This is a genomic window from Lewinella sp. LCG006 (assembly GCF_040784935.1).
Classification (GTDB): domain Bacteria; phylum Bacteroidota; class Bacteroidia; order Chitinophagales; family Saprospiraceae; genus Lewinella.
In genome coordinates this window covers 6,355,467-6,377,419 of the sequence record NZ_CP160680.1, presented here as the reverse complement: position 1 = coordinate 6,377,419, position 21,953 = coordinate 6,355,467, and the positions used below count along the sequence as shown (strand labels likewise).

The following is a 21,953-nucleotide window of genomic DNA, read 5'->3' as shown; positions in this document are numbered from 1 at the left end:
CTAATTTAAGCGCACAATGACTTCATCTTCTTCAATATCCTCTCCGTGCCGGCCCACGATTTCCACCACCACGCCAGCCTGGTCAGCGGTAATGGCGTTGATGACTTTCATGGATTCGATATACGCTACGGTATCTCCAATGTTGAGGACATCACCAACGGAGATGGGTTTTTCGGAGCTGTCTTTCGTGAGTAGAAACTTACCTTCCAGAGGGGCCACAATGCTTTTAAGCGTGCTATGAGCTGGGGTAGGGCGAGGTGCACTTGGGGGGCTTCCTTGATTGACAGCAGGTGTATTATCCTTGGTTGTTCCGTAGTCCACCGCTACCCGATAGGCTTTGCCGTCGACGGTGATGGTCATCTCCTTGGGTTGTGCATTGGCGACCGGTGGGGGAGTAGGCGTGCTTTTTGCGGCGCTAGTACCTGCTTTTCGCTTAGCCAAGTCTTCCTGAAACCTTGCTTTTGCAGCACCAGATTTAAAAGCTTCGTATTGTCCGGGGTGCATAGCGTATTCGAGCAACTCTTCGTCATCGGTACCCGTATCCCAGCCCTTTTCTTTCATCTTTTGTCGGTAATCGGGCAGGGCGTTAGGGTATAAATCCTGTGGGTTGCCGGTATAGAACTCGCGATCTTGAGCAGCGGCTAGGTTTTTGATGTCATCTCCCAATTCTCCTAATAATTGACCGGATCGGCCCAGTAGCATGCCCCAGGTGTTTTCGTCGATCATTGACCAGCGCTCCTTGCCTTTGATCAGTTGAATAGCATTCATTAAGGCCACATTTTTCACGTACTGACTGAAAGGCGTTACCAGTGGTGGATAGCCCAGTTTCGGCCAGGCATATTCTACTTCATCGAAGAGTTTTAGTAATAATTGTTCCTGGGTCATGGCGTCACGCCCATTTTTTACCAGCCACTTGTTCAGGCCTTCCAGGTTTTTCTCCAAGTCAGCCATCAAGCTTCCCATCATGCCACCGGGTAAGCCAGGGCCGATGAGTAAGCTACTCATGAAACGGTTTTGGGGATTGATGTAGTAACCCAGAAAATCGTCGATAAACTCCTGGGTCATGCTACGCGTGGCCATGTAGGCCTCGGTATTGACGTCGGGTACACTAAAACCAGCATCTATCAACATCGCGTGGATGGTGAGCAAATCGGCATGCCCGGTACCCCAACTGAGGGGCTCCATGCCTACATCAATGATGTCTGCTCCAGCGCGAGCGGCCTCCAGCGAGGAGGTTACTGAGAATCCTGGTGTTGAATGCCCGTGGTATTGAACCAATATATTTGGGTGGCGTTCTTTAATTCCTTTGACCATTTTGCCAATAGAAACCGGGCGACCAACGCCTGCCATGTCCTTGATACAGATCTCTTCGGCCCCCAGCTCAATGTACTGATCGGCCAGCTTGATATAGTAATCTACCGTATGCAGAGGGGAGTGGGTGATGGAAAGCGCCCCTTGCGCAACCATGCCACCTTCGTGAGCATATTGAAACGAAAGGGCCAGGTTTTGCGGGTTGTTGAGGCCATCAAAAGAACGGGCAATATCGGTACCTTGCTTTTTCTTGACTTTAAACATCAGTTGTCGGACATCAGCCCCAACGGGGCTCATCCGGATGCCATTCAGTCCGCGTTCCAGCATTTGGGTTTGGATGCCTGCATCGTTGAAAGGTTGGGTCCATTCCCTGACGGCTTTGTTGGGGTTCTCGCCGTAGAGTAGGCAAATTTGTTCAAAACCACCCCCATTGGTTTCGACCCGGGAAAAACAGCCCATATCGATAATCGGCTGCGCTACGCGCACTAACTGATCCACCCTAGGCATATATTTACCCGAGGATTGCCACATGTCGCGATAGACAAGGCAAAGCTTAATTTCTTTTTTCATACGAATTATTGAAGAGGATCTATTTGCTGAATCGTCCCCTGGCCTGAGGTACTCACTTCTACCGCGGCAGTAATGACCGCTACAATAGCCGGATCAATCGTTGGAGAAGTGGTGGAAGGATAGGATTTTTTTTCAATATTCCCACCAGGCGTCGTACGGTTGACGAGCTGGATAAGCAAGCGACCAGCCAGGACGACGAGTCCCAGAACCAGCGCTACGGTGGTCATGCCTACTAACAGGAGCTCGATGGCATCCCGGATGGCTTGTGTCATTGGTCGTTTAGTTATCTGGTGGAAAGCATCACTTTCCCAAGGGCGTTAAAATGGTTGTCAAATCGAACGTAAAAATATAAAAATGTTGCATAATTGCGCCTTGGCGGAATTTTATTCTATAATTTAAGTGCCCTTTTTAAAGTTGGAAAGGTGTAAGTGATGGAAAGGTGTAAAGGTTTGTCATTGACCGAATGTAGGAAATCATCCGCACGCTGCAGCTCAGGGCAACCCTTAATGTCGTCAACTTAAGGTATATTAGAATAAAGCTAAAGATGAATCGGACCAAAAAAATACTGTCTATTTTGGAAGAAGAGCTACGAAATGAAGAATTTGCTAGGTGCCACAAGGTCAACGCCAAGGCCTTTAGTCGAAATAGGGTGCTGACGATGGCGACAACGATATTGATATTGGTCAACAACGTGAGTAAAAGTCTGGGAGTTGAGATCAGTAAATTTTTACAGCGTTTTGGCAAATCAGTCGTGAGTAAACAAGCTTTTAGCAAAGCGCGATACAAGCTAAAGGTATCAGCCTTTAAGCACCTCAATAAGTTACTTGTCAGTAATTTTTATAGTATAGGTAACTATCATTTATACAAAGAAAAGTATTTACTGTTATCCAGCGATGGCACGGATTTTCATCTTCCTTGGACGGAAGAAATAGTAGCAGAATTTAGTATGATGGACAATGGAATGAGTGATCAACCTAAATGCTTGGCTAGGTGCATAAAAGTATGGGATGTGCTTAATAGGTTGAGCGTGCAGACACAATTATATGAGTATGAAGCAGCAGAAATAAATATGTTTGCACAAAACTGGGAGGAGATAAAAAAATGGTTGTTACCCAAAATCGAAGCTCCTGTGATATTGTTGGCAGACATGGCCTATCCTGCATTCTGGCTGTTTAACAAATTGAATAACAGTGGTGTATCTTTTTTATTTAGATGCAAAAAAGATTATTGTACTGAAGTCAAAGCATTTATTGCATCTGATGAGGATCATGCCAACTTGCGTTTAGATATGACTAAATATGGACGCAAAAAGAAGCTAAAGTGGATGGGGTTTATCCAAGAGTTTTCTGATTTTCCTGATTTTATAGATGTAAGGATTTATAGAGCCAAAGCAGAATCTGGTAAAGAGGCATATCTGATTACCTCCTTATCGGAGGAAGAGGTATCAAATGATGAGTTATCTGATCTGTACAACCAAAGATGGGGGGTAGAAACCTCAATTGATTTTGACAAAAACAAAACAGAAATAGAAAACTTTGCAGCAAAGTATCCAGAAGGCATCCGCCAGGAATGGCAGGCAGCAACACTAGCCTCCAACATTGCCCAACTTTTGATCAATGACGCTCAGGAAGAATTGGACAAAGAGCAACTCGGAAAGAATAATAAGTATCACTATCAAATCAATAAATCCGTAGCCCTAGGATTGATTAAAAATGAGCTCCCTAAATTTATGATGGGGCAGGAAGACTACGAACAGTTCTACAAAAGAATGATCGGATTGATCCGAAGATATAAAGAGCCAGTCAGGCCCGGAAGGAGCTATGCACGAAAGCGAAAACATAAGCACAAATACCCAATGAATATGCGTAGGGTGTCTTAAGTTGACGACATTAAGGGCAACCCTACGTGAAAAAAACAAAAATCTTAGCTGCCCTTAGGCGCCTTATGTGGTTCAAAACCCACTAAGTGGTAAGAACCCGTCCGCAAATTCGGAATTCGTCCTCAGGAAAAGCATGATCATTGTTTTTAAACCCATTATCTTTGCAGCATTTTGAGACCGGGGGCATACTGTGTCCCATTTATTTGAACGCCGCGTGAAGAAAGAATTAAAAGTTTTTAAGTTTGGGGGAGCTTCCTTGAAAGACCCCGCTGCGATGAGAAACGTAGCAAATATCCTTCGCAACTATGCCGGAGAAAGATTGATCATTGTTGCTTCCGCTACCAGTGGTACCACCAATGAATTGGAAGATGTGGTGGGCGCTCACCAAAGTGGTGATCAGGCGCTGGCCATGGAAAGGCTTAATGCTATTCGTAAACGACATTACGACATTACGCGTGAGTTGCTAGGAGAAGACCATCCTGTTTACGATCAGATCAACGATCACCTGGTAGCCGTAGAATGGGTGTTGGAAGAAGATCCCCACGAAAACTACGATTATATCTACGACCAGATTGTACCCGTAGGGGAATTGATCTCTTCGCAGATTATGGCTGCTTTCTTGAATGCCGAAGCCCTGCCTACGCACTGGCTGGATGCGCGTGATGTAGTGCTTACTGACGACATCTTTCGCGAAGGTTGGGTAAAATGGGAAGAAACCGAAGAGCGGGCGCGCCGCCACGCCTTACCCTTGCTGGACCAAGGCGGTTTTGTGATTACGCAAGGATTTATAGGTAGCACAACGGAGAATTTTTCCATCACACTGGGGCGGGAAGGCTCGGATTATACCGCCGCTATTTTCAGCTACTGCCTCGATGCCGAAGGTATGTATATCTGGAAGGATGTACCAGGGGTGCTCACGGCCGATCCGCGCTTGTTTGAGAACGTAACCAAGCTGGATGTGCTCTCTTATCGGGAAGCCATTGAGATGACTTACTACGGAGCCAAAGTGATTCACCCCAAGACGATCAAGCCGCTGCAAAACAAGAACATACCACTGTACGTCAAATCGTTTATTGATCCAGCGGGAGGTGGTACTGTGATTTCTGACGAGATCGTCGACAAATACCCACCGATGGTGACGGTCGAAAAAGAACAGGCTTTGTGTACTATTTCGGCCCGTGACTTTTCCTTCGTTGCTGAGCACCATATCAACCGTATGTTTAAAGTCATTACCGACTTGCGACTACAGGTGAACATGATGCAAAATACGGCACTGAGCTTCAATGTATGCTTCAATGACATTGACGACAAAGTGGATCGTTTTGCGCAAGCCTTGGAAAAAGACTTCAAGGTAAACATCAACCGTGGTTTGGAAACTATCACCATTCGTCATTACGATGAATTGACCCTGGAAAGCCTCAAGCTGGGCAAGATGGTATTGGTGGAAGAACGCTTGCCGCAAACGATTTTGATGGTAGTAAAAACGCTGCCAGTTATCAAGCGGAAGGATAACAAGTAGTGGGAAGTGAAACTTCACGGTATTAGGTACTTAGTAGAGGGTAAAATCTGATGGTAAATAGACGTGATGATTTTAGTCACACTAAAAAAAACTAGAAACAGGATAGGCCACGGATTCAACAGATCTGACGGATTTACACGGTTTTTAAATCTGTGAAAATCCTGTTTTATCCGTTGAATCTGTGTTCTATCCAGGTTTGACAGAGCTTCTCGTTATTGGTAGCACACTCAAAAGAAATGTACTATTAACTTATCTAAAGTGAGCACATTGCTGAATCTCATTACCTCCTTTATCCGCGAAAAAGCGCTTTTTTCGCCGACGGATCGACTGCTTTTAGCGGTAAGTGGGGGGATGGATTCCATGGTGTTACTTTATGTTCTTTATGAGCTGGGCTACCGGCCAGGCGTCATTCATTGCAATTTCCAATTACGGGCAGGAGCTTCTGACGAAGATGAGCTTTTTGTAGAAAAACACGCGAATAAGTTGGGCTTGCCCTTTTTTAGTCGAAGCTTTGCTACCAAAGCTTATGCAGCGGAGCATAAGTGCGCTATACAAGTAGCAGCCCGCGATTTGCGTTATGCCTACTTTGCGGAAACCATCGAGCAGGAGGGATATGATTATCTCCTGACGGCGCACCACCTGGATGATCGTTTAGAGACCTTTTGGCTCAACTTTACGCGTGGTGTGGGTTGGAGAGGATTGGTAGGATTGAAAGCAAAGAGGGATAATATCCGGCGCCCTTTGCTAGGCGTGAACCGCCAGCAAATAGAGGCTTATCAACAAAAGCATCAAATTGCTTTCCGGGAAGATGAAAGCAATGCGGAGGACAAGTACCGCCGCAATTATTTCCGGCACCACGTTTTACCAGCGCTTTATGAGGTGACGCCAGATTTAGCCGATCGTTCTGCTACTAATTTTCAGCAATTGGAAGAGATGCTGGTGTTGTACGAAGAGCGGCTTGCTCAATACCGTGAAGCATTGTTTCAGTGGGAAGGGGCAAAAGCTACCGTACTGCTAACTGCTTTGCGTGAACATCCTGTGGCGCCTACGCTATGCTGGGAGCTCTTCGCGCCTTATGGTTTTTCTAAAGAGCAGACACGCCAAGTATTAACCGCTTCTCCGGGGAGTTTGCTTGAATCCTCAACACACCAATTACTGATTCAAGCAGCAGAAATTATATTGCAAGCCATCCCTGCTGGTTATGATCCAACGCTAAGCATTCTCTGGCCGGAGGACCAAGGCTTGGTTCAATTCACGAATGCGTATATGCTTACCCAAACGCTGGCCCCCGTTCCCGCAACTTTCACAAATACGCCATCCTTGGTTTATGTAGATCCTAGCCAACTCGTTTGGCCTTTGCAGGTGCGTTTTTGGCGAGAGGGAGACGCCTTTGCCCCCTTAGGGATGGGGGGGAAGCACCAGAAAGTGCAGGATTTTTTTGTCAACAACAAGATCGACCGCATCCAACGGCAAGCGGTGCCTCTACTCATTAATGGAGATGGGCGATTGATTTGGATTGTAGGGCATCGGCTTGATGAACGGTTTAAGGTGCCTGCTGGGGTGGTGCAGGTGATTTCCTTTGCTTGGAGGTAAAACTAAATGGGAGGCCTTACTGTTAACCGCTAAAAATAAGGCTGATGAATTGGATCGATCAAGTTGTTAATAACGAAGAGGAGCACCGTTTTGAAATTACGGTAGATGGGGAAACTGGTTTTGCCGAATATCTCCTGCGTAAGGATTTCATTGTCTACCCCCATACGGTCGTCCCCGAAGCCATTGGCGGGCAAGGCATCGGCGAGGCCTTGGCGACCTACGCCATGAACTACGCCCGCGAGCATGGCCTGAAAATCAAACCCTATTGCCCGTTTATTGCCAAGTTTATGAAGGATAATCTTGACGAGTATGGCGACTTATTAGCGGATGGCTTCCGTTTGCCTGCTTAATCAGCAGCTTACATTTGGGCATCTGGGGCAAAAATCTTACTTTGTCATGGTAATTTGGGTACTTGGTACATTGTGCTAAGTACTTTGTCGCCGCACCCAGTACCCCGAAGTAGCATGCAGACCAAAATGTATCCTCGTTTCCTTCTTTGTATACTCTCTCTTGGCTTATACCTTGGCTTAAAGGCGCAGGATCCTCACTTCTCGCAATCATGGTTGGCGCCCTTGCAGATGAATCCGGCACTGACGGCATCGAGCAAGTGGGATACGCGTGTTGGTGGCCAATGGAAAGAACAATGGTCATCTGTGCCTGTGAGTTACCGGACCTTTTCAGCTTTTTATGATCAAAAATTGCACCAGCTCAAATTGCCAGTAGGAAAGCTGGGTGTAGGGGGCGTACTGATGTATGATCAGGCCGGCGACGGTAAATTGTCGTGGACGCAAATCGGTTTGCGAGCTTCCTATGTGCTACCCCTGACGGATGTTCACCAGCTGAGTGCTGGCGTGGGTTTTGATTTTGGGCAACGCGCCTTCCTGCCGGAACAGTTGCAGTTTGGCGACCAGTACAACGGCGAGTTCTTTGATCCCAATCAGAATACCGGCGAGCAGTTTGGACAACAATCAAGTGGCTTAAGTTCGCTAGTAGCAGGCCTCAACTACCAGGCTCACGATCCACGTAGTCGTAGTGAACTGAACACTGGTGTCGCTGCTTCTCACCTCAATGGTCCTGAACTTACCTTTTTCAACACCACAGGCATAAAAGTACCAATCTGGGCCAGGTTCTACGCTTTTGGGCAGCTGGAGCTAAATGAAGATTGGGACTTTACAGCTGTTCATCATTTTTTCCGACAAGGAGCCTATCAGGAAATATTATTGGGTGCTGGTGCCCGTTATCATATGCCTTACAAAGGTAGCGATTTGGGGTTGGGAGCCGGATTGAATTATCGTTTTCAAGATGCACTGATCCTTAACCTCGAAGCCCGTTATCAACAATGGCTTTTTGGCCTGAGCTACGATATCAATACCTCAGGGTTTCAAACTGCTACCAATGGGCGCGGAGGACTGGAATTGGCATTGCATTATTATATGATGCAAGCTCGACCGCCGGAAGAATTCAAATCTTGCCCTATTTTTTAGCGCCCGTTTCACAAAAGAAAACCGTATGCTCCCTACTTCTCGTCGCCCACTGTCTAGACCAATGCTTAGTAAAAGTTTGTTGCTGATTGCTTTATTGTTGGTTGGCTTTTGGGCGGAAGCCCAGCGTCCAGCTGCACTCTTGAAAAAAGGCGATCAGGCGATGGTGCAGGAGGATTATTACACAGCGCTGCATTATTTTCGTCAAGCACTGGAGCGAAAACCAGCCCCGGATATCGAATTCCGTTTGGCAGAAGCGGCGCTTGCTTTTCAGGCTTACGAAGCTGCGGAAGAACATTATCTGGCACTCACCAAAGGCAATGCTATCCAGCAGTACCCGACGGTCTGGTTGGGGCTGGGACTTAGCTACCAAAGCCAGGGGAAATACCAGGAAGCAACGGAAGCCTTAAATGCTTTTATCGCCACGGGTAAGGGGAGTGCCCAGCAACAAGAGAAAGCCCGCGCGGCATTGCTGAGCGCAAGCTGGGCCCAAGAACAAACCCTGGAGGAAGAATGGACATTGGAGCGTCTACCACGCCGTATCAACTCTCCTTACGGTGAATTTGGAGCGTGGAAATCCGGGGATACGCTGTATTACACTTCCTATAGTTACGACAAAGAAGACGACAAGTACGAACCTGCACGCAAAATCAGTAAAGTCATGTTCTCCCGCGATGATCGCCGGGGGCGGGTGATGAGCCGTGGCTTCAATGAAGATACGCTCCACACCGCCCATACCGCGATTAGTCGTGACAAGCAATTGATGTTTTTCAATCGGTGTCAATTCACGGAAGGAGCAGCCATCAGTTGCCAGTTGTACGTACGCGAAAAAGACAGTCGTGGACGCTGGAAACGAGAATTTACAGTACTACCCGCCGAGATCAATGCTCCTTCGGCTACTGCCACCCAACCCTCGTTGATGTGGGACAGTATTGCACAGCAAGAATACCTTTTATTTGTGAGCAAGCGAGCTGGCGGGAGTGGTGATTTTGATCTTTGGCAGGTGCCACTGCCCGTTGGTGATAGCAAGTGGGAAAAGCCGAGGCCAATCCTTGCATTGAACACCCCTTACGGAGAAATAAGCCCTCAATTTCACGCCGCTTCGCAAACCCTTTACTTTAGTACCAATCGGCCACCGGGATTTGGTGGGTATGATTTGGTGAAAGTGCCTTATTTGGGGAATGGTGAATGGGGAACGGTAGAAAATTTAGGGCTTGCGATCAACTCCAGTTACGATGATACTTATCCGTTTTTCACCAAGGAGGATTCCGCATATTTCAGCTCCAACCGCCCTGGCGGGCGTTACTTAGATCCTGACACAAAAAATTGCTGTCCAGACATTTTCAAAGCCAATCTGGTGCCTCCACCACCACCTGCGCCTACAGATACGGCAGCGATCGTAGAGATCCCCCCCCTTCAGCCTGAACCGACCACTCCCACGCATCCTATTTTCCGGACCTTGGAAGACTTTTTACCCTTGACCTTGTTTTACGACAATGATCACCCCAATCCGCGTACGCGCAAATCCGTTACGGAACTCGATTATTCGGAAACCTATTTCAATTACCTGAAAAGGGAAGACATTTACTACGAGCAATACGCTGAGAATGAAGAAGAACAGGACGCCGTGGCTTTGTTTTTTGAAAAAGAAGTGGTAGAAGGTTACGAAAGGCTGGAGCTATTTTCTGCCATCTTGCTGGAGCAACTGGAAGCAGCACAAAAAGTGGAGATTTTCTTGAAAGGCTACACGAGTCCGCGCGCAAAGGGAGATTACAACCTTCTGCTAGGCCAGCGCCGCGTGAGTGCGGTACGCAACCACTTCCAAAGCTGGCGTTCGGGGATACTGTTGCCATATCTGGAGAGCGGGCAGCTGGTGATTTCTGAAGTTTCTTTTGGGGAAACCCGCGCAGCTGCCAGCGCACAAGACGAGCGGGCCGGAGAGCGGCTTTCTATTTACAGCCCCGCAGCGGCCCGGGAACGGCGGGTGGAGATTGTGGAGGTGAAGCAGCAGTGAGGGGGGGATAATTAAACCACATGAGGCACATAAGGATTTTTTTTGAACCATATGAGGGATTGTAAGGAAATAATTTGCCACCAAATTGAAGGATGTTAATAGCAGTTAATCAACTTTTTGTATTTTTACGCCTCATTCAATCAACAATTCATGGCTAAATTGCGGCGTAATCATGCCAATCAGGCGAAAGAAAGCGGCGGTATGATCGCAAAAGTGGGGATTTTTGGAGCTATTGTCGGTGGCTTGTACTTTCTTTTCAGCTTTTTCTCAGGAGAAGGGGCAGCTCTTATTGAGGAAGCTGATGAACCGAGTGCTTACGTTGGTGAAGAGCATTTCTTACCTTCTGATGTGAGGGGTTCGGAGGTTTATCATTATAAGCACTACACGCTAAGCTACAATGATGATTATGAGCAAGCGGATTGGGTGGCCTATGTGCTTACTTACGATAACCTGATCAAGCCGTGGACGGAGCGTGAGGACAATTTTCGACCTGACCCCGCGATACGCGAGGGGAGTGCAACGCCTGATGACTACCGAGGGTCGGGCTACGACCGTGGACACATGGTGCCTGCGGCGGATATGGCTTACGATGCGGTGGCCATGGACGAAACTTTTCTGATGAGCAACATCAGTCCGCAGTCAAGAAATTTCAACCAGGGAATCTGGCGGGAATTGGAGGAATTGACTCGGGATTGGGCCAAGAAGTTCAAGCGTCTCTACATTGTATCCGGCCCAGTTTTGAGCAAAGAACCCAAGGGGTATATTGGTAAAGACAACCAAGTGGCTATTCCGGCGGCTTACTACAAGGTGATATTGGACCTTGATGATCCAGAGAAAAAGGGTATAGGTTTTATTTTAGACAATGAAGTCAACTATGACCCACTCTTTAAGTTTGCCGTTTCTATTGATGAGGTAGAGGCCCTTACGGGGATCAATTTTTACGAAGATTTCATGCCAGCAGAGCTGGAGGAAGAGCTGGAAGGGAGTTTTAATATTGATTTATGGCCCTTCAATAAGCGGAAATACGAGTTAAGGGTAGAAAAATGGAATCAATAGTAACCATTTGTTCATTACCTTAGTGCTTGGAATAAGTCTTAAGACCAACAATTCATTCAGATATTATGTCGGAGCAGTTTTTAGAGACCATCAACGCAGGTTATCAATTTAAAGGGCCAAGTTTTGTTTTAGGCGGTGCAATGCTTGACAAAGTAACGCAAACCAATACGCTCGTTCGTTTGCCTATGGCTACCCTCAATCGCCACGGGCTGATTGCAGGAGCCACGGGTTCTGGTAAAACGAAGACCTTACAAATTATCGCCGAGCAGCTTTCCAAGGAAGGGGTTCCTAGTTTACTGATGGACATCAAAGGAGATCTGAGTGGGATAGCCATGCCTTCTGCGGGGCACCGCAAGATTGACGAGCGCCATGCCGCTATTGGTATACCTTTTACTGCCGGGGGAAGCCCGGTAGAGTTCTTGTCTATCTCCGATGAAAAAGGAGCCCGTCTACGGGCAACCGTTACGGAATTTGGGCCGGTTTTGTTTTCCAAAATTCTTTCACTGAATGATACACAGGCTGGAATTGTAGCCGTGGTTTTTAAGTATTGTGATGACAATGCACTGCCTTTGTTGGATTTGATGGACTTTAAGAAAGCCCTTCAATTTATGACGAATGAGGGGAAAGCGGAAGTTCAAGATATTTATGGCTTGATCTCTTCTTCCAGTGTGGGCTCTATCATGCGTAAGATTGTTGAGCTGGAGCAGCAGGGAGCAAGTGTGTTTTTTGGTGAGCGTTCCTTTGACGTAGATGACCTCTGCCGTACGGACGAATTGGGCCGGGGAATTGTCTCCGTTATTCGCTTGACGGATATCCAGGATCGTCCGAAGTTGTTTTCGACGTTTATGCTGCAAATCCTTGCAGAAATCTATAGCACGTTTCCTGAAGCTGGCGATGCGGATAAGCCCAAATTGGTCTTGTTCATTGATGAAGCTCACTTGGTTTTTGACCAGGCCTCAGACGCATTGATGGACCAGTTGGAAGCCATCGTGAAGTTGATTCGCTCAAAAGGTGTTGGCTTGTTTTTTGTTACCCAAAATCCTGCCGACATTCCTGAGAGTGTGTTGGGGCAGTTGGGTTTAAAAGTACAGCATTCCTTACGGGCATTTACCGCCAAGGATCGCAAAGCCATTCGTTTGGCCGCGCAGAATTATCCTATCACGGAGTTTTACGATGTTGATCAACTACTGACCGAGCTTGGAATTGGGGAAGCTTTGGTAACTGCGCTGAACGAAAAAGGGATTCCTACGCCGTTGGTACACACCATGCTCCGAGCTCCTGAATCGCGTATGGACGTACTCACTGATGCCGAAATCAACAGCATCGTTAAGGTTTCGCCCTTGGTGAAGAAGTATAACCAGGTGGTCGACAGGGATAGTGCTCACGATATCCTTACGGAAAAAATCGAGGCTGCTCAAGCTGAAGAGCGCCAGGAGGAACTAAAAGAACAACGTGCCAAGGCACGCAGCACGACGAGCTCTCGAAGGAAAGAGAAATCTACCTTGGAAAAGGTGATGAGCAATACGACTACCCGACAAATTGGCCGCACCTTGGCCCGCGAATTAGCGCGTGGCCTGCTGGGGATTCTTGGTGGTAAGCGGAGATAGGGTTTGGTTAGATGGTTAGATAGTAGAGGGTTAGATGGTTTATACCAGCTAACCCTCTAATTGTATTGCTATACAGCTGCTATTACTCAATTTCCATCTCCAGCCACCTTTCCAGCGCACTCACCATTTGTGCGCGTTCCTGAGGTTTCATGTTTCTGATCCGCGCTTTTCCGTGATCCAATCCTTCAAGGAAAAACCAGAGGGCATCAATCCCTTCCGTGGGTCGGACTGCTGTAGCTGACCAGGTATCAGCATTGCCATTGATGAAGATGAAGCGGTCAGCGTTGGCAGGAATCCACTCGGCAACGGCATTGACGAGCTTTCCGTCGAATGTCTTGGGCAATCCCTCAGGCATGAAAATAGCACTGGGGTGAGGTTCCATCGGCAAAGCTTTAAGTAGCCCTTTGAAATCTTCGGTATTGTAACCATAGTAGCCCATTTCGGAACCTGCCTGGTAATAATGACTGGCGTAACCTGTCATGCCTGCATCCGCAAAAAAATCAATCCCTGAGGTAGACATCAGGTGTTCCAATGCGGCCTCCTTACCATCTCCTTTTTTGGGGATGTCTTCACATTTTCCTCCCAACTGCCAGAAAGAAAAAGGATATTCCAAAACGGCATATTCAAAAGCTTCTTCCAGACTGAGGTAAGTGAAATTCAGGCCGGCTCCCTTTGCGTACCACTTTAGGCGAGGCAAGGCGTAGTCCCTGTTCTTTAATACCTCTTTTTGAACTTCATAAAGGGCTGTTCTACAGGCTTCTGTTCCTACGGTATCGAGGAAAGTGTAGATGCGTTGTTCTTCCAATTCAAGGTTGAGCGGTGCCACAAAAGGAACACTCACGTCTACATCTTCTGGATAAAAATAACGATAGAAAATGGTGGTCTGCCCGCCTTTACTGATACCCGTGCTGAGCCACTTGCCTTGGTAGATTTCCCGAAAAACCTGATTGATTTTGTGCAAATCAGCGGTAGCTTGCTCCAGGTTCAGGTATTGATAGTCGAAGATGTCGGCAGCTGGAACGCTGGTACCAAAAAAGCGGTGCTCTACATCGATTTGATTGCCTTGGACAAGGTCACTGAGTTCGTAATTGCGATTGTTTGGCCGGTCGTAACCTTCGGTACAAATGACAGTAGGCCGATCGAATCCACGGTGAGAAAGATAAGCACGCTGATAAAAATATCCTTTCTCTGGATGATTGTGATCGAGGGGTTGTTTGATGTGCAACTCGTAGGCTGCTGTGTAGCCAGCAGGCGTCTCCATACTTTTAAAGATAACATCTGGTAACTGAAACAAGGCAGTTTCCAGTTGACTGGTTTGTCCTGTCAGAGCTAGAGAAAAAAGGAGGGATAAGCCTAAAAGTATGCGATGCAGCATGGTTGTGTTTTTTTGAAATTACAAAAAATTATAGTGTATCGTAAGGCGGTCTTGTTGCAAGATGAACTCCTGAGAAGCAATTTTTCCAAGTGCCGGTGCGGCTAAGCCGACCTTCCAGTTGGCTTTGGTGGTAAACACCCTGGCTTCATCCCAAAGGTCTTGCGCTACGAACTGTTGCAGCAACCAAGCGCCACCCTCTACCGTAAGGTGGGCAATTTTTTGCTCCGCTAATTGTGCGAGCATCTTGGGTAGCCAGTCGGGCTGGGTAAAATCATGTGCTATAAGACGGGCGTTAGCTTGGTTGGCCGTCGTTATGCCTGATTGTCGGAAAAGCAGGGTAGGGGTGCTGCCGTCAAAGAGTTGGAGCGTGGAGGGCAAGGTGCCTTTTCGATCAATAACCACCCGGCGCGGCGAGCGTCCTGGGTAAAAACGTGGAGTGAGTGCTGGATCGTCGGCACGCGCAGTCCCGGCACCCACCATGATGGCATCGGTTTCGGTTCGCCATTTATGCGTCAGGCGTTTGCTAAAACCATTGGAAAGCCAATGGGTGCTGCCATCAAGAGGTGCCAAGAAGCCATTGCTGGTTTGCGCATATTTCAAGAGAAGGTAAGGCCGATCCTTACTGACGAATACATTGCGGTATTCACTCAGGATTTTACCCCTTTGCGAAAGTACGGCTTCTTCTACCTTGACACCGTGCTGGCGTAAACGCGCTAAACCCGCACCATTGACACCAGGAGTAAGGTCGCGGGCGGCGACGATGACGTGCGGGATTTTTTCCTCAAGGATAAGATTGGTGCAAGGTGGTGTACGACCATAAATATTGCAAGGCTCCAGAGAAACGTAAAGACTACTTGCTTTAATTAAGTGGCGATCAACGTCCTTTACCGAACGGACGGCCATGACTTCGGCGTGAGGACCACCATCTTTGGCAAAGAAACCTTCACCGATAATTCTATTTTCATGTACCAATACAGCACCTACCATTGGATTTGGAGAGGCGTGACCTGCACCAAGGCGCGCTAAATCAAAGCATCGCTGCATGAATTGGACTTGCTGACTCATTGCTTTGTTGCTCTGGTCATTTCTCTTTTTCCCGGAGGACCAGGAATACCTTCTACCTGGAAACCGATCGAACGGAGGGTACGTTTGACAACGCCTTTGGCGCAGTACGTGACGAATATGCCGCCAGGAGCCATCGCCTGGAAGATTTTTTCCAAAACAGGTGCTTCCCAAAGCTCAGGCTGAGAACTTGGTGCAAAGGCGTCAAAAAAAACGACATCAAAATCACCTGCTAAGCTTACTTCTTGAATGGTACCCAAATGCTTGCGCAATGTGAATTGAGGCGTGATAATGGTAGGTTCGCCCCAGGGTGCTTCGTGCAAAGCTCGGAAGTCATCGGTCGAACCGTTTAAAAGTGAGGGATAGTTGAGGGAGCTTACCTGGGCGAGTGGTAGAGGAAACGCTTCCACCGTTTCAAAATAAATATTTTTTTGCGGGTCGCTCAAGAAAAGCAAACTGAGGAAAGCATTAAGCCCTGAACCAAACCCCATTTCGAATACCCGAAGGGATGTTTTATCCAACAAGGCTGGAGCAAGCCCTGCCTGGATAAAAACATGTTGTGATTCCTGGATAGCCCCGTATTTTGAGTGGTAGCCTACGGCAAACTGCTCGCTAAACAAGCTGTGCGACCCATCTTCTGTATCTATGATGTGGGCAACGTTATCCATGCCTAAATAATTATACAACAGCCAACTCCTGCTGGATACCGCCAACCGAAATATCAAGATGAGAGGTGTGGTAAACACAAATCCCGTCCTTGATCAAGAGTACCTGTGGTGATTCGTGATCAATCGCAAAATGATCAGCAACAAAATTGGAGACAGATCGATAATTGATCAAGTCGAGGTAAAAGGGTTGGATATCTTGCTCCGAAAGATTCCAATCATTTTCTAATCGACTTTTGGCGAAACTGCTAATGCTACATCTTGTACTGTGCTTGAAGATCAAACAAGGCTGCTGATGCGATTGCTCCACAAGATCATTGACTTCGACGATACTCGTCAAAGCATTCCACTTAATCATAGTCTTTATTGAAGAGGGTTAGTACTGACAAGCAGCTTAAAACAAGAAGCTGACGATGGTCTTTGTAGCTTCAACAACGGTTTCACCCATGTCAAAGTTGGAAGGACAACCATAACCACGGTTGCAAGAAGAAAGCAAAACGGTAGCCAAGAAAAACAAAGCAACCTGGCTGATACGCTGACGTGAAATTTTCATGGAGGTTTAATTTAGTGCTCTACTGGTGGTTTGTTTAGTAAAGACTTGTTAGAAACAGCACAAAAATAAATTGAGCCGACGTTTTTCAAAAAGCTGACTAAGCGGTTCATTTCAAGCCCGTCTGGCCAGCCGGACAGGCGTGTCAGCTTTTTGGAAAACCTAAAAGAAGGCTCAATTTATTTTTTGCGCAATAATTATGTTCAGGGGATAAATACCCTACTCATGCAAACCAACGAGCCTACTGAATAGTTTATTTTTAAATCGCGCCGCAAAAATACGCTAAATTGTGCTTTAGCGCAATAAATATGACTTAGTTTTAGGCAGCTTGTGTAAGTTAGACTTGCAACAAAGCATTGATTTAGTATTTTTGTGCCGCTAAACGCAAAAGTTAAAAAACAAACATTTCAAGATATGTCCAGAAAGTTAGCCTTACGGGATGCCCTACGGGAAGCTATGATTGAAGAGATGCGCCGTGATGAGAGTGTTTTCCTCATGGGGGAAGAAGTTGCAGAATATAACGGTGCTTACAAAGTGAGTAAGGGGATGCTGGATGAGTTTGGCCCTAAAAGAGTGATTGATACGCCCATCGCGGAACTAGGTTTTGCGGGTATCGGCGTAGGTGCAGCCATGAACGGTCTACGTCCAATCATTGAGTTCATGACCTGGAATTTTGCCGTGTTGGCTTTCGATCAGATCGTGAACAACGCTGCAAAGACCTTGTCGCAGTCTGCTGGACAGTTCCACTGCCCGATCGTTTTTAGAGGTCCTTCAGGTTCTGCTGGCCAATTGGCACAACAGCACTCACAAACTTTCGAAAGCTGGATGGCCAACACCCCTGGCTTGAAAGTGATCTCTTGTGTAGATCCTGCTGATGCAAAAGGACTGCTAAAATCTGCCATCCGTGACAATGATCCTGTTTGTGTAATGGAATCAGAGTTGCTTTACGGTTACGAAGGTGAAGTTCCTGAAGGGGAATACCTGGTGCCTATCGGTAAAGCAGCCGTTCGCCGGGAAGGTACAGACGTAACTTTGGTGTCGTACAATAAGATGATGCTCCCAACATTGGAAGCAGCGGAGCAATTGGCCAAAGAAGGCATCAGCGCAGAAGTGATTGATCTTCGTACCATCCGTCCATTGGATTATCACACCATTGTCGCCTCAGTAAAGAAAACCAACCGCCTCATCGTTGTCGACGAAGCTTGGCCTTTTGCCGGGGTTTCCAGTGAGGTCGCTTACGAAGTACAGAAGTTCGCGTTTGACTACCTGGACGCGCCAGTTATCCGCGTCAACTCTGCCGATGTGTCTCTTCCTTACGCTGCTCCTTTTGTAGAAGCTTACCTGCCGAATGCAGAGAAGATCATCAAAGCAGTAAAAGAGGTGGCTTACGTGAGGTAAGGCAAATTACTTTGGGTATTTTTTAGCGAGGAAGGGAAGAACGAAAACCAGATTGACGGTATTGATGGAAGCTAACACCAGTACATCAACCAGTTCTCTTTGAGAGAGCTCGGATTCGTTTCCTGATTTTTTTACCAAGTAAAAAATAGCAAGGTTACCAGCAAAAAATAGTAGAGCGATCAATGCTTTTTTGAGAAATGGATTACCCATATATCGATTTTTTTTTCAATGTGAAAATTTGTTTGTAGGTTGAAATTAATCCATTTTTAAAAAAAAAGGCAGACACTTTACAAGTGTCTGCCTTTTTTTTTAAAATCTATGTGGCTATGTGAAAGCTTATGTGGCTATGTGATGAAAAGAGCAAACCTCCGCTAAAAGCGTATTTCCTTAATCCGCCTTCAACATCAACTGCGCCATGCTCTCTATACCTGCTGGATTGCCGAAATAGCTGATATGGTCACAAGCGCATTCCAACACCACTGGCGGAAACTGCCGATCAGGACCACCAGGAATAGCTTTAATCTTCTCGGTACTTACAGCAATATCATTGGGTGATTTGAACAGTAGCAAGTCCAGGGCGTCATAGTGGGCACGGCTTTTGAAGCGGGTCATGACTTTTTTTAATAGTTTGGCCTGTGGATCAGCTACGGCCGGAGGAATCAGTTGGGTATTTCCAGCAATGATGGTGTAAGGAATCCCAGGATCACTGCCATCGTTGAGTGCTTTGAGGAAATCACTATCGGAATTCATCTGTTTGAGGGTGTAGAAAAGCTTGTCTAAAAACTTACCAACCACCCTTAACGGGATAATGTACGGCTGCACAAAGGCTGCTCCGTTGACGGCGTTGGCCAAAAGCGGCGTCGCCATTTCGTAGAGCGACCCGTACGGAGAACCCTGGTTGGGGGTGCCCAGCTGGAAAAGGTGGTTCACGACTTGGTGGCCATCGAGTTTTTCAATGAACCAACGACTCACCAAACCACCCATGGAGTGTGCTACGATGTGAAACGTTTTGCCATGGTCTGGGCCAAGGCCTGCGGCAGCTAAACGATCTTTCAATGCCTGTGCGGTATCTTCAATCGGCGTATTCAGGTTTTCATAATCAAAGGTAAGGATGAGATCGTATTCGTCTTCCAGGGTATGGCCGGCAGCATCTTTTACCAGACGGATACTTTTTGGCATCTCCAGCGTGTCGCCAATGATACCATGGATGTACATCACGATACGATCGGCACCCGCTACGGCTGCTTTTACGGCAGCAGCATCGGTATTGTAGTTGAGTTTAATACCTACGGCTGCTTTCTCTTCTGGTTCCGCATCCACAAAGGTGCCAATGGCTAATTGGGGATGTTGGTAAACAAAAGGAAGGTATTTACCCACTGTTTTTTGGAAGAAGATCTTGATCGATCCCCCCAGACTTCGCGTACCGCTAGGCGTAGGTGCAGGCAGGTCTTCGATCAGTACCATGCCGTTTTCGTCCATCATACCCACCGGGTAATACAAGCCCGTTTCGGGATCAAAACCGACAGGAACTACAAACTCATCGTCGGTCGGCATTAGGTTAAGTTTTACCTTGATGGGGTTGTCGGCATTTACCTTTTCCATGCCCTCTGCCTGATAAAATTCCAGGATATTGACAGGCGGCTTTTGGCTCAGCCCTTCGGCCAAATCATGGTTCGACCAGCCCGCTGGAAAATCAGGCAGGGGAGTGCTGCCCGATAGATTACGCGTAGCTTCTGATTTGCCGTTGAGGGTTGCGATACTACTAACGCCGGCTGGCATTTCAATGGTTATCGCATTCGCAATTTCTTTTTGCTCGCCACCACTGACCTTCACTTCACGCGTAGGTCGGACGGTTTTCATAATGATGTCTTCTACCGTCCAGTCGTGTTTTGGAGACTGGTTGGCTGGGTTTCGACCTGCTCGTTCAATATTTCTGGTAGGATTATCCATTTCCAGAGCATCCTGGTTGAAATCATCTGTAGAGAGTTCCATCGTACTCACAAAGACTTTGATGTATTCGGTGAGTTCGTTGATACCATGAGCGAGAAATGCTTCGTCAACCCCCAATGCGATACACTTATAGGTATCTCCATTGTCCATGCGGTCCAACAACCAGGCTTCTTCTCCGGGTTCAAGGACTTCTAATGCCATGAATTTGTTTTTCACCGCATAATCAGCTTGCATATTCACTACACTAAAGTAAAGCTTACGATTGCTGGTATTTTTCACTTTCATTCTGAAAGCGGGTTGCAACCATTTTTCGTCTCCTTCTTTAGTGGCATCATAGTCATAATTAAAGACCACTTCTTCCTGCCAGTTTACTGCCGTTGCGGCACAGTCGTCATCTTCCAGCCATGCACCTGGCTGATCTACCCTTAGGAGGGTAATTTGGTAATCGTCGCGTTTAAGTGTTGTACGAGGATTGTTGATGTTCTTGACGTGGTGCCAATGGGCTACGCTCTCCGTATCATCAAGAAAAATCAGCGCATTGTCAGCAGTGTAGCCATTCAAGCGCCTGAATACGGGGCGATCTTCACCGGGAAAAGTTAGACGCAGGGTGTTGTCTATGGCCCTTGCCCAATAGTCGGCCTGATCGGGATCATCGGTAAACTGGAAGTAAATAGGCGTTGCTCGGTCTTTGAGTGCCTGCTTGAGGATTTTGTTGCCTTCGGCTTGGTTGTCCTTGGCCAGCGCAATTTTGATTTGCCGAGCGGGCAAAGCTTCCAGTTTTGCTAAGTAAGATTTTGTTTTGTCCAGCTTGGCATGGTCTGCTAACTCAGAATGCATCATGTCTACTTTCGTGACCTTCAGCTGGATATTATCAATACTCAATTGGATTTCACTGGCACGATCAGCGGGCCAGTTGTGGATGGCACCAGCATTGACGACCCAAGCGTCTGCTTTTTTATCGAAATTGACGGTATAGGTAGGCGCTTTCGTTTTAGGCAATTGGCCTAAGAAATAACGCTTTTTATCACCTTCTTCTGAAGCATCAATCTGAGGAGATTGCTTTTCAACATAGTTGGCAACGAGCACTTTCAGGTTGCTGATGAGCTGACTGTAAGTGATTTTTCCGTTGTATTGTTCCAACAAGGAAATAAGGTTATAGGTAAATGCACCACGGGTGGTCTCACCAATACGCAGCTCTTTGGCGGTTTCGCTGGCACTGGCTGCTGCTAGTGCTACATGGCGACCACGTGGCGGAGTCAAGTCGATCCGCCCAGCGGTAGTAGCTCCCTTTTGATAGCGTTCCTTGCCGTAGAATTCGTTTACGGTAGGAATGGTTCGCGCGGTTTCGGCCATGCGCGAGGTTACCCGTACGTCGCGGGTATTGGTGCCAGAATGACAACAGTCAAAGATGGCTACAAAATGCTGATTGTGCTGCTGTGTGGCTTCCCAGATGAGGTAAGACAGTTCTTTGTCCATCAGGTCGTAGCCACCGGCAGGAATCCGGCTATCCCAGCAGACAAGGGTTTCCAGCTTGCCGTCTGGATCAATGCTGAGAAATTCTGGTGGTGCAATCACTTGCGAGCCGTGCCCACTGTAATAGAGCAAGCAAGTGTCGTCGGCTTTGGCTGCTTGGAAATGCTTGAAGCCAGCGATGACATTCGCTTTGGTCGCCTCTTGATCGAAAATGGTTTTTATGGAAATTTCTTCACATTCGTAGTTGCCTTCCAGATAAGCAACCAGTGATTTGGCATCATTGACACAGCCATTCAGCCGGTGATGAGCAATAGGGTACTGATCAATAGCGACGACTAGGGCATAAATCATAATGGGTCAGGTTTGAGTTTTAGAACTTAACAGTTTTTCAAAAATAGGAAAAACAATTAGTTTTTATGATTTACCGTCGTGATGATTTTGTGGCCAATG

At 47.1% G+C, this 21,953-nt stretch carries 18 protein-coding genes; 9 read left to right on the top strand and 9 right to left on the bottom strand.

From position 1 onward, the window contains the following. Both AB0L18_RS23220 and AB0L18_RS23215 read right to left on the bottom strand, forming a co-directional pair. Complete coding sequence (locus tag AB0L18_RS23220) at positions 1-1,881, bottom strand: biotin/lipoyl-containing protein (RefSeq protein ID WP_367389713.1); 1,881 nt, start codon at positions 1,879-1,881, stop codon at positions 1-3. Between the two features lie 5 nt (positions 1,882-1,886). Beyond that, positions 1,887-2,153 carry an OadG family transporter subunit gene (locus tag AB0L18_RS23215; protein ID WP_367389712.1) on the bottom strand — a complete coding sequence of 89 codons (267 nt, stop codon included), beginning with the start codon at positions 2,151-2,153 and terminating at the stop codon, positions 1,887-1,889. A gap of 302 nt (positions 2,154-2,455) precedes the next feature. Between AB0L18_RS23215 and AB0L18_RS23210 the strand changes: the two genes are divergently transcribed. From AB0L18_RS23210 to AB0L18_RS23175, 8 genes are all read left to right on the top strand, one after another. After that, on the top strand, positions 2,456-3,760 hold the full coding sequence (locus tag AB0L18_RS23210) for an IS4 family transposase (protein ID WP_367388265.1): 1,305 nt from the start codon (positions 2,456-2,458) through the stop codon (positions 3,758-3,760). A 190-nt stretch (positions 3,761-3,950) separates the two neighbouring features. Beyond that, positions 3,951-5,279, top strand: coding sequence for an aspartate kinase (locus AB0L18_RS23205; RefSeq protein WP_367389711.1), 1,329 nt, complete (start codon positions 3,951-3,953; stop codon positions 5,277-5,279). A gap of 267 nt (positions 5,280-5,546) precedes the next feature. Then, complete coding sequence (tilS, locus tag AB0L18_RS23200) at positions 5,547-6,872, top strand: tRNA lysidine(34) synthetase TilS (protein ID WP_367389710.1); 1,326 nt, start codon at positions 5,547-5,549, stop codon at positions 6,870-6,872. 44 nt (positions 6,873-6,916) lie between these two features. Next, the gene (locus AB0L18_RS23195) at positions 6,917-7,222 is read left to right on the top strand and encodes a GNAT family N-acetyltransferase (protein ID WP_367389709.1); all 306 of its coding nucleotides are present in this window, start codon (positions 6,917-6,919) and stop codon (positions 7,220-7,222) included. A 114-nt stretch (positions 7,223-7,336) separates the two neighbouring features. Continuing rightward, a complete protein-coding gene (locus AB0L18_RS23190; protein ID WP_367389708.1) occupies positions 7,337-8,356 on the top strand; it encodes a PorP/SprF family type IX secretion system membrane protein in 1,020 nt (339 codons plus the stop codon). A 25-nt stretch (positions 8,357-8,381) separates the two neighbouring features. Then, entirely contained in the window at positions 8,382-10,367 is a 1,986-nt protein-coding gene (locus AB0L18_RS23185; RefSeq protein ID WP_367389707.1) for a hypothetical protein, read from the top strand. Between the two features lie 150 nt (positions 10,368-10,517). After that, entirely contained in the window at positions 10,518-11,423 is a 906-nt protein-coding gene (locus tag AB0L18_RS23180; protein WP_367389706.1) for a DNA/RNA non-specific endonuclease, read from the top strand. 65 nt (positions 11,424-11,488) lie between these two features. Then, entirely contained in the window at positions 11,489-13,030 is a 1,542-nt protein-coding gene (locus AB0L18_RS23175; RefSeq protein ID WP_367389705.1) for a helicase HerA-like domain-containing protein, read from the top strand. Between the two features lie 82 nt (positions 13,031-13,112). On the opposite strand, the gene AB0L18_RS23170 is transcribed toward AB0L18_RS23175, so the two are convergent. Genes AB0L18_RS23170 through AB0L18_RS23150 form a run of 5 tightly spaced genes read right to left on the bottom strand, consistent with a single transcriptional unit; the run spans position 13,113 to position 16,685 of the window. Continuing rightward, entirely contained in the window at positions 13,113-14,405 is a 1,293-nt protein-coding gene (locus tag AB0L18_RS23170; RefSeq protein ID WP_367389704.1) for a S28 family serine protease, read from the bottom strand. 18 nt (positions 14,406-14,423) lie between these two features. Next, positions 14,424-15,470: a bifunctional diaminohydroxyphosphoribosylaminopyrimidine deaminase/5-amino-6-(5-phosphoribosylamino)uracil reductase RibD gene (gene ribD / locus AB0L18_RS23165; RefSeq protein WP_367389703.1), complete on the bottom strand. Its 1,047-nt coding sequence runs from the start codon at positions 15,468-15,470 to the stop codon at positions 14,424-14,426. After that, entirely contained in the window at positions 15,467-16,135 is a 669-nt protein-coding gene (gene mnmD, locus AB0L18_RS23160) for a tRNA (5-methylaminomethyl-2-thiouridine)(34)-methyltransferase MnmD (protein WP_367389702.1), read from the bottom strand. Before mnmD ends, ribD begins: the two co-directional genes overlap by 4 nt. Before the next feature lie 10 nt (positions 16,136-16,145). Further along, positions 16,146-16,490 carry a bacillithiol system redox-active protein YtxJ gene (ytxJ, locus tag AB0L18_RS23155; protein ID WP_367389701.1) on the bottom strand — a complete coding sequence of 115 codons (345 nt, stop codon included), beginning with the start codon at positions 16,488-16,490 and terminating at the stop codon, positions 16,146-16,148. Positions 16,491-16,526: 36 nt separating this feature from the next. Beyond that, positions 16,527-16,685: a hypothetical protein gene (locus AB0L18_RS23150; RefSeq protein WP_367389700.1), complete on the bottom strand. Its 159-nt coding sequence runs from the start codon at positions 16,683-16,685 to the stop codon at positions 16,527-16,529. A 411-nt stretch (positions 16,686-17,096) separates the two neighbouring features. Here AB0L18_RS23150 and AB0L18_RS23145 point away from each other — a divergent pair, with 411 nt between their 5' ends. Continuing rightward, a complete protein-coding gene (locus AB0L18_RS23145; protein ID WP_367389699.1) occupies positions 17,097-18,080 on the top strand; it encodes a pyruvate dehydrogenase complex E1 component subunit beta in 984 nt (327 codons plus the stop codon). 6 nt (positions 18,081-18,086) lie between these two features. On the opposite strand, the gene AB0L18_RS23140 is transcribed toward AB0L18_RS23145, so the two are convergent. Both AB0L18_RS23140 and AB0L18_RS23135 read right to left on the bottom strand, forming a co-directional pair. Next, positions 18,087-18,290, bottom strand: coding sequence for a hypothetical protein (locus tag AB0L18_RS23140; RefSeq protein WP_367389698.1), 204 nt, complete (start codon positions 18,288-18,290; stop codon positions 18,087-18,089). Between the two features lie 177 nt (positions 18,291-18,467). Then, complete coding sequence (locus AB0L18_RS23135) at positions 18,468-21,854, bottom strand: caspase family protein (RefSeq protein ID WP_367389697.1); 3,387 nt, start codon at positions 21,852-21,854, stop codon at positions 18,468-18,470. Between the last annotated feature and the right edge of the window lie 99 nt (positions 21,855-21,953).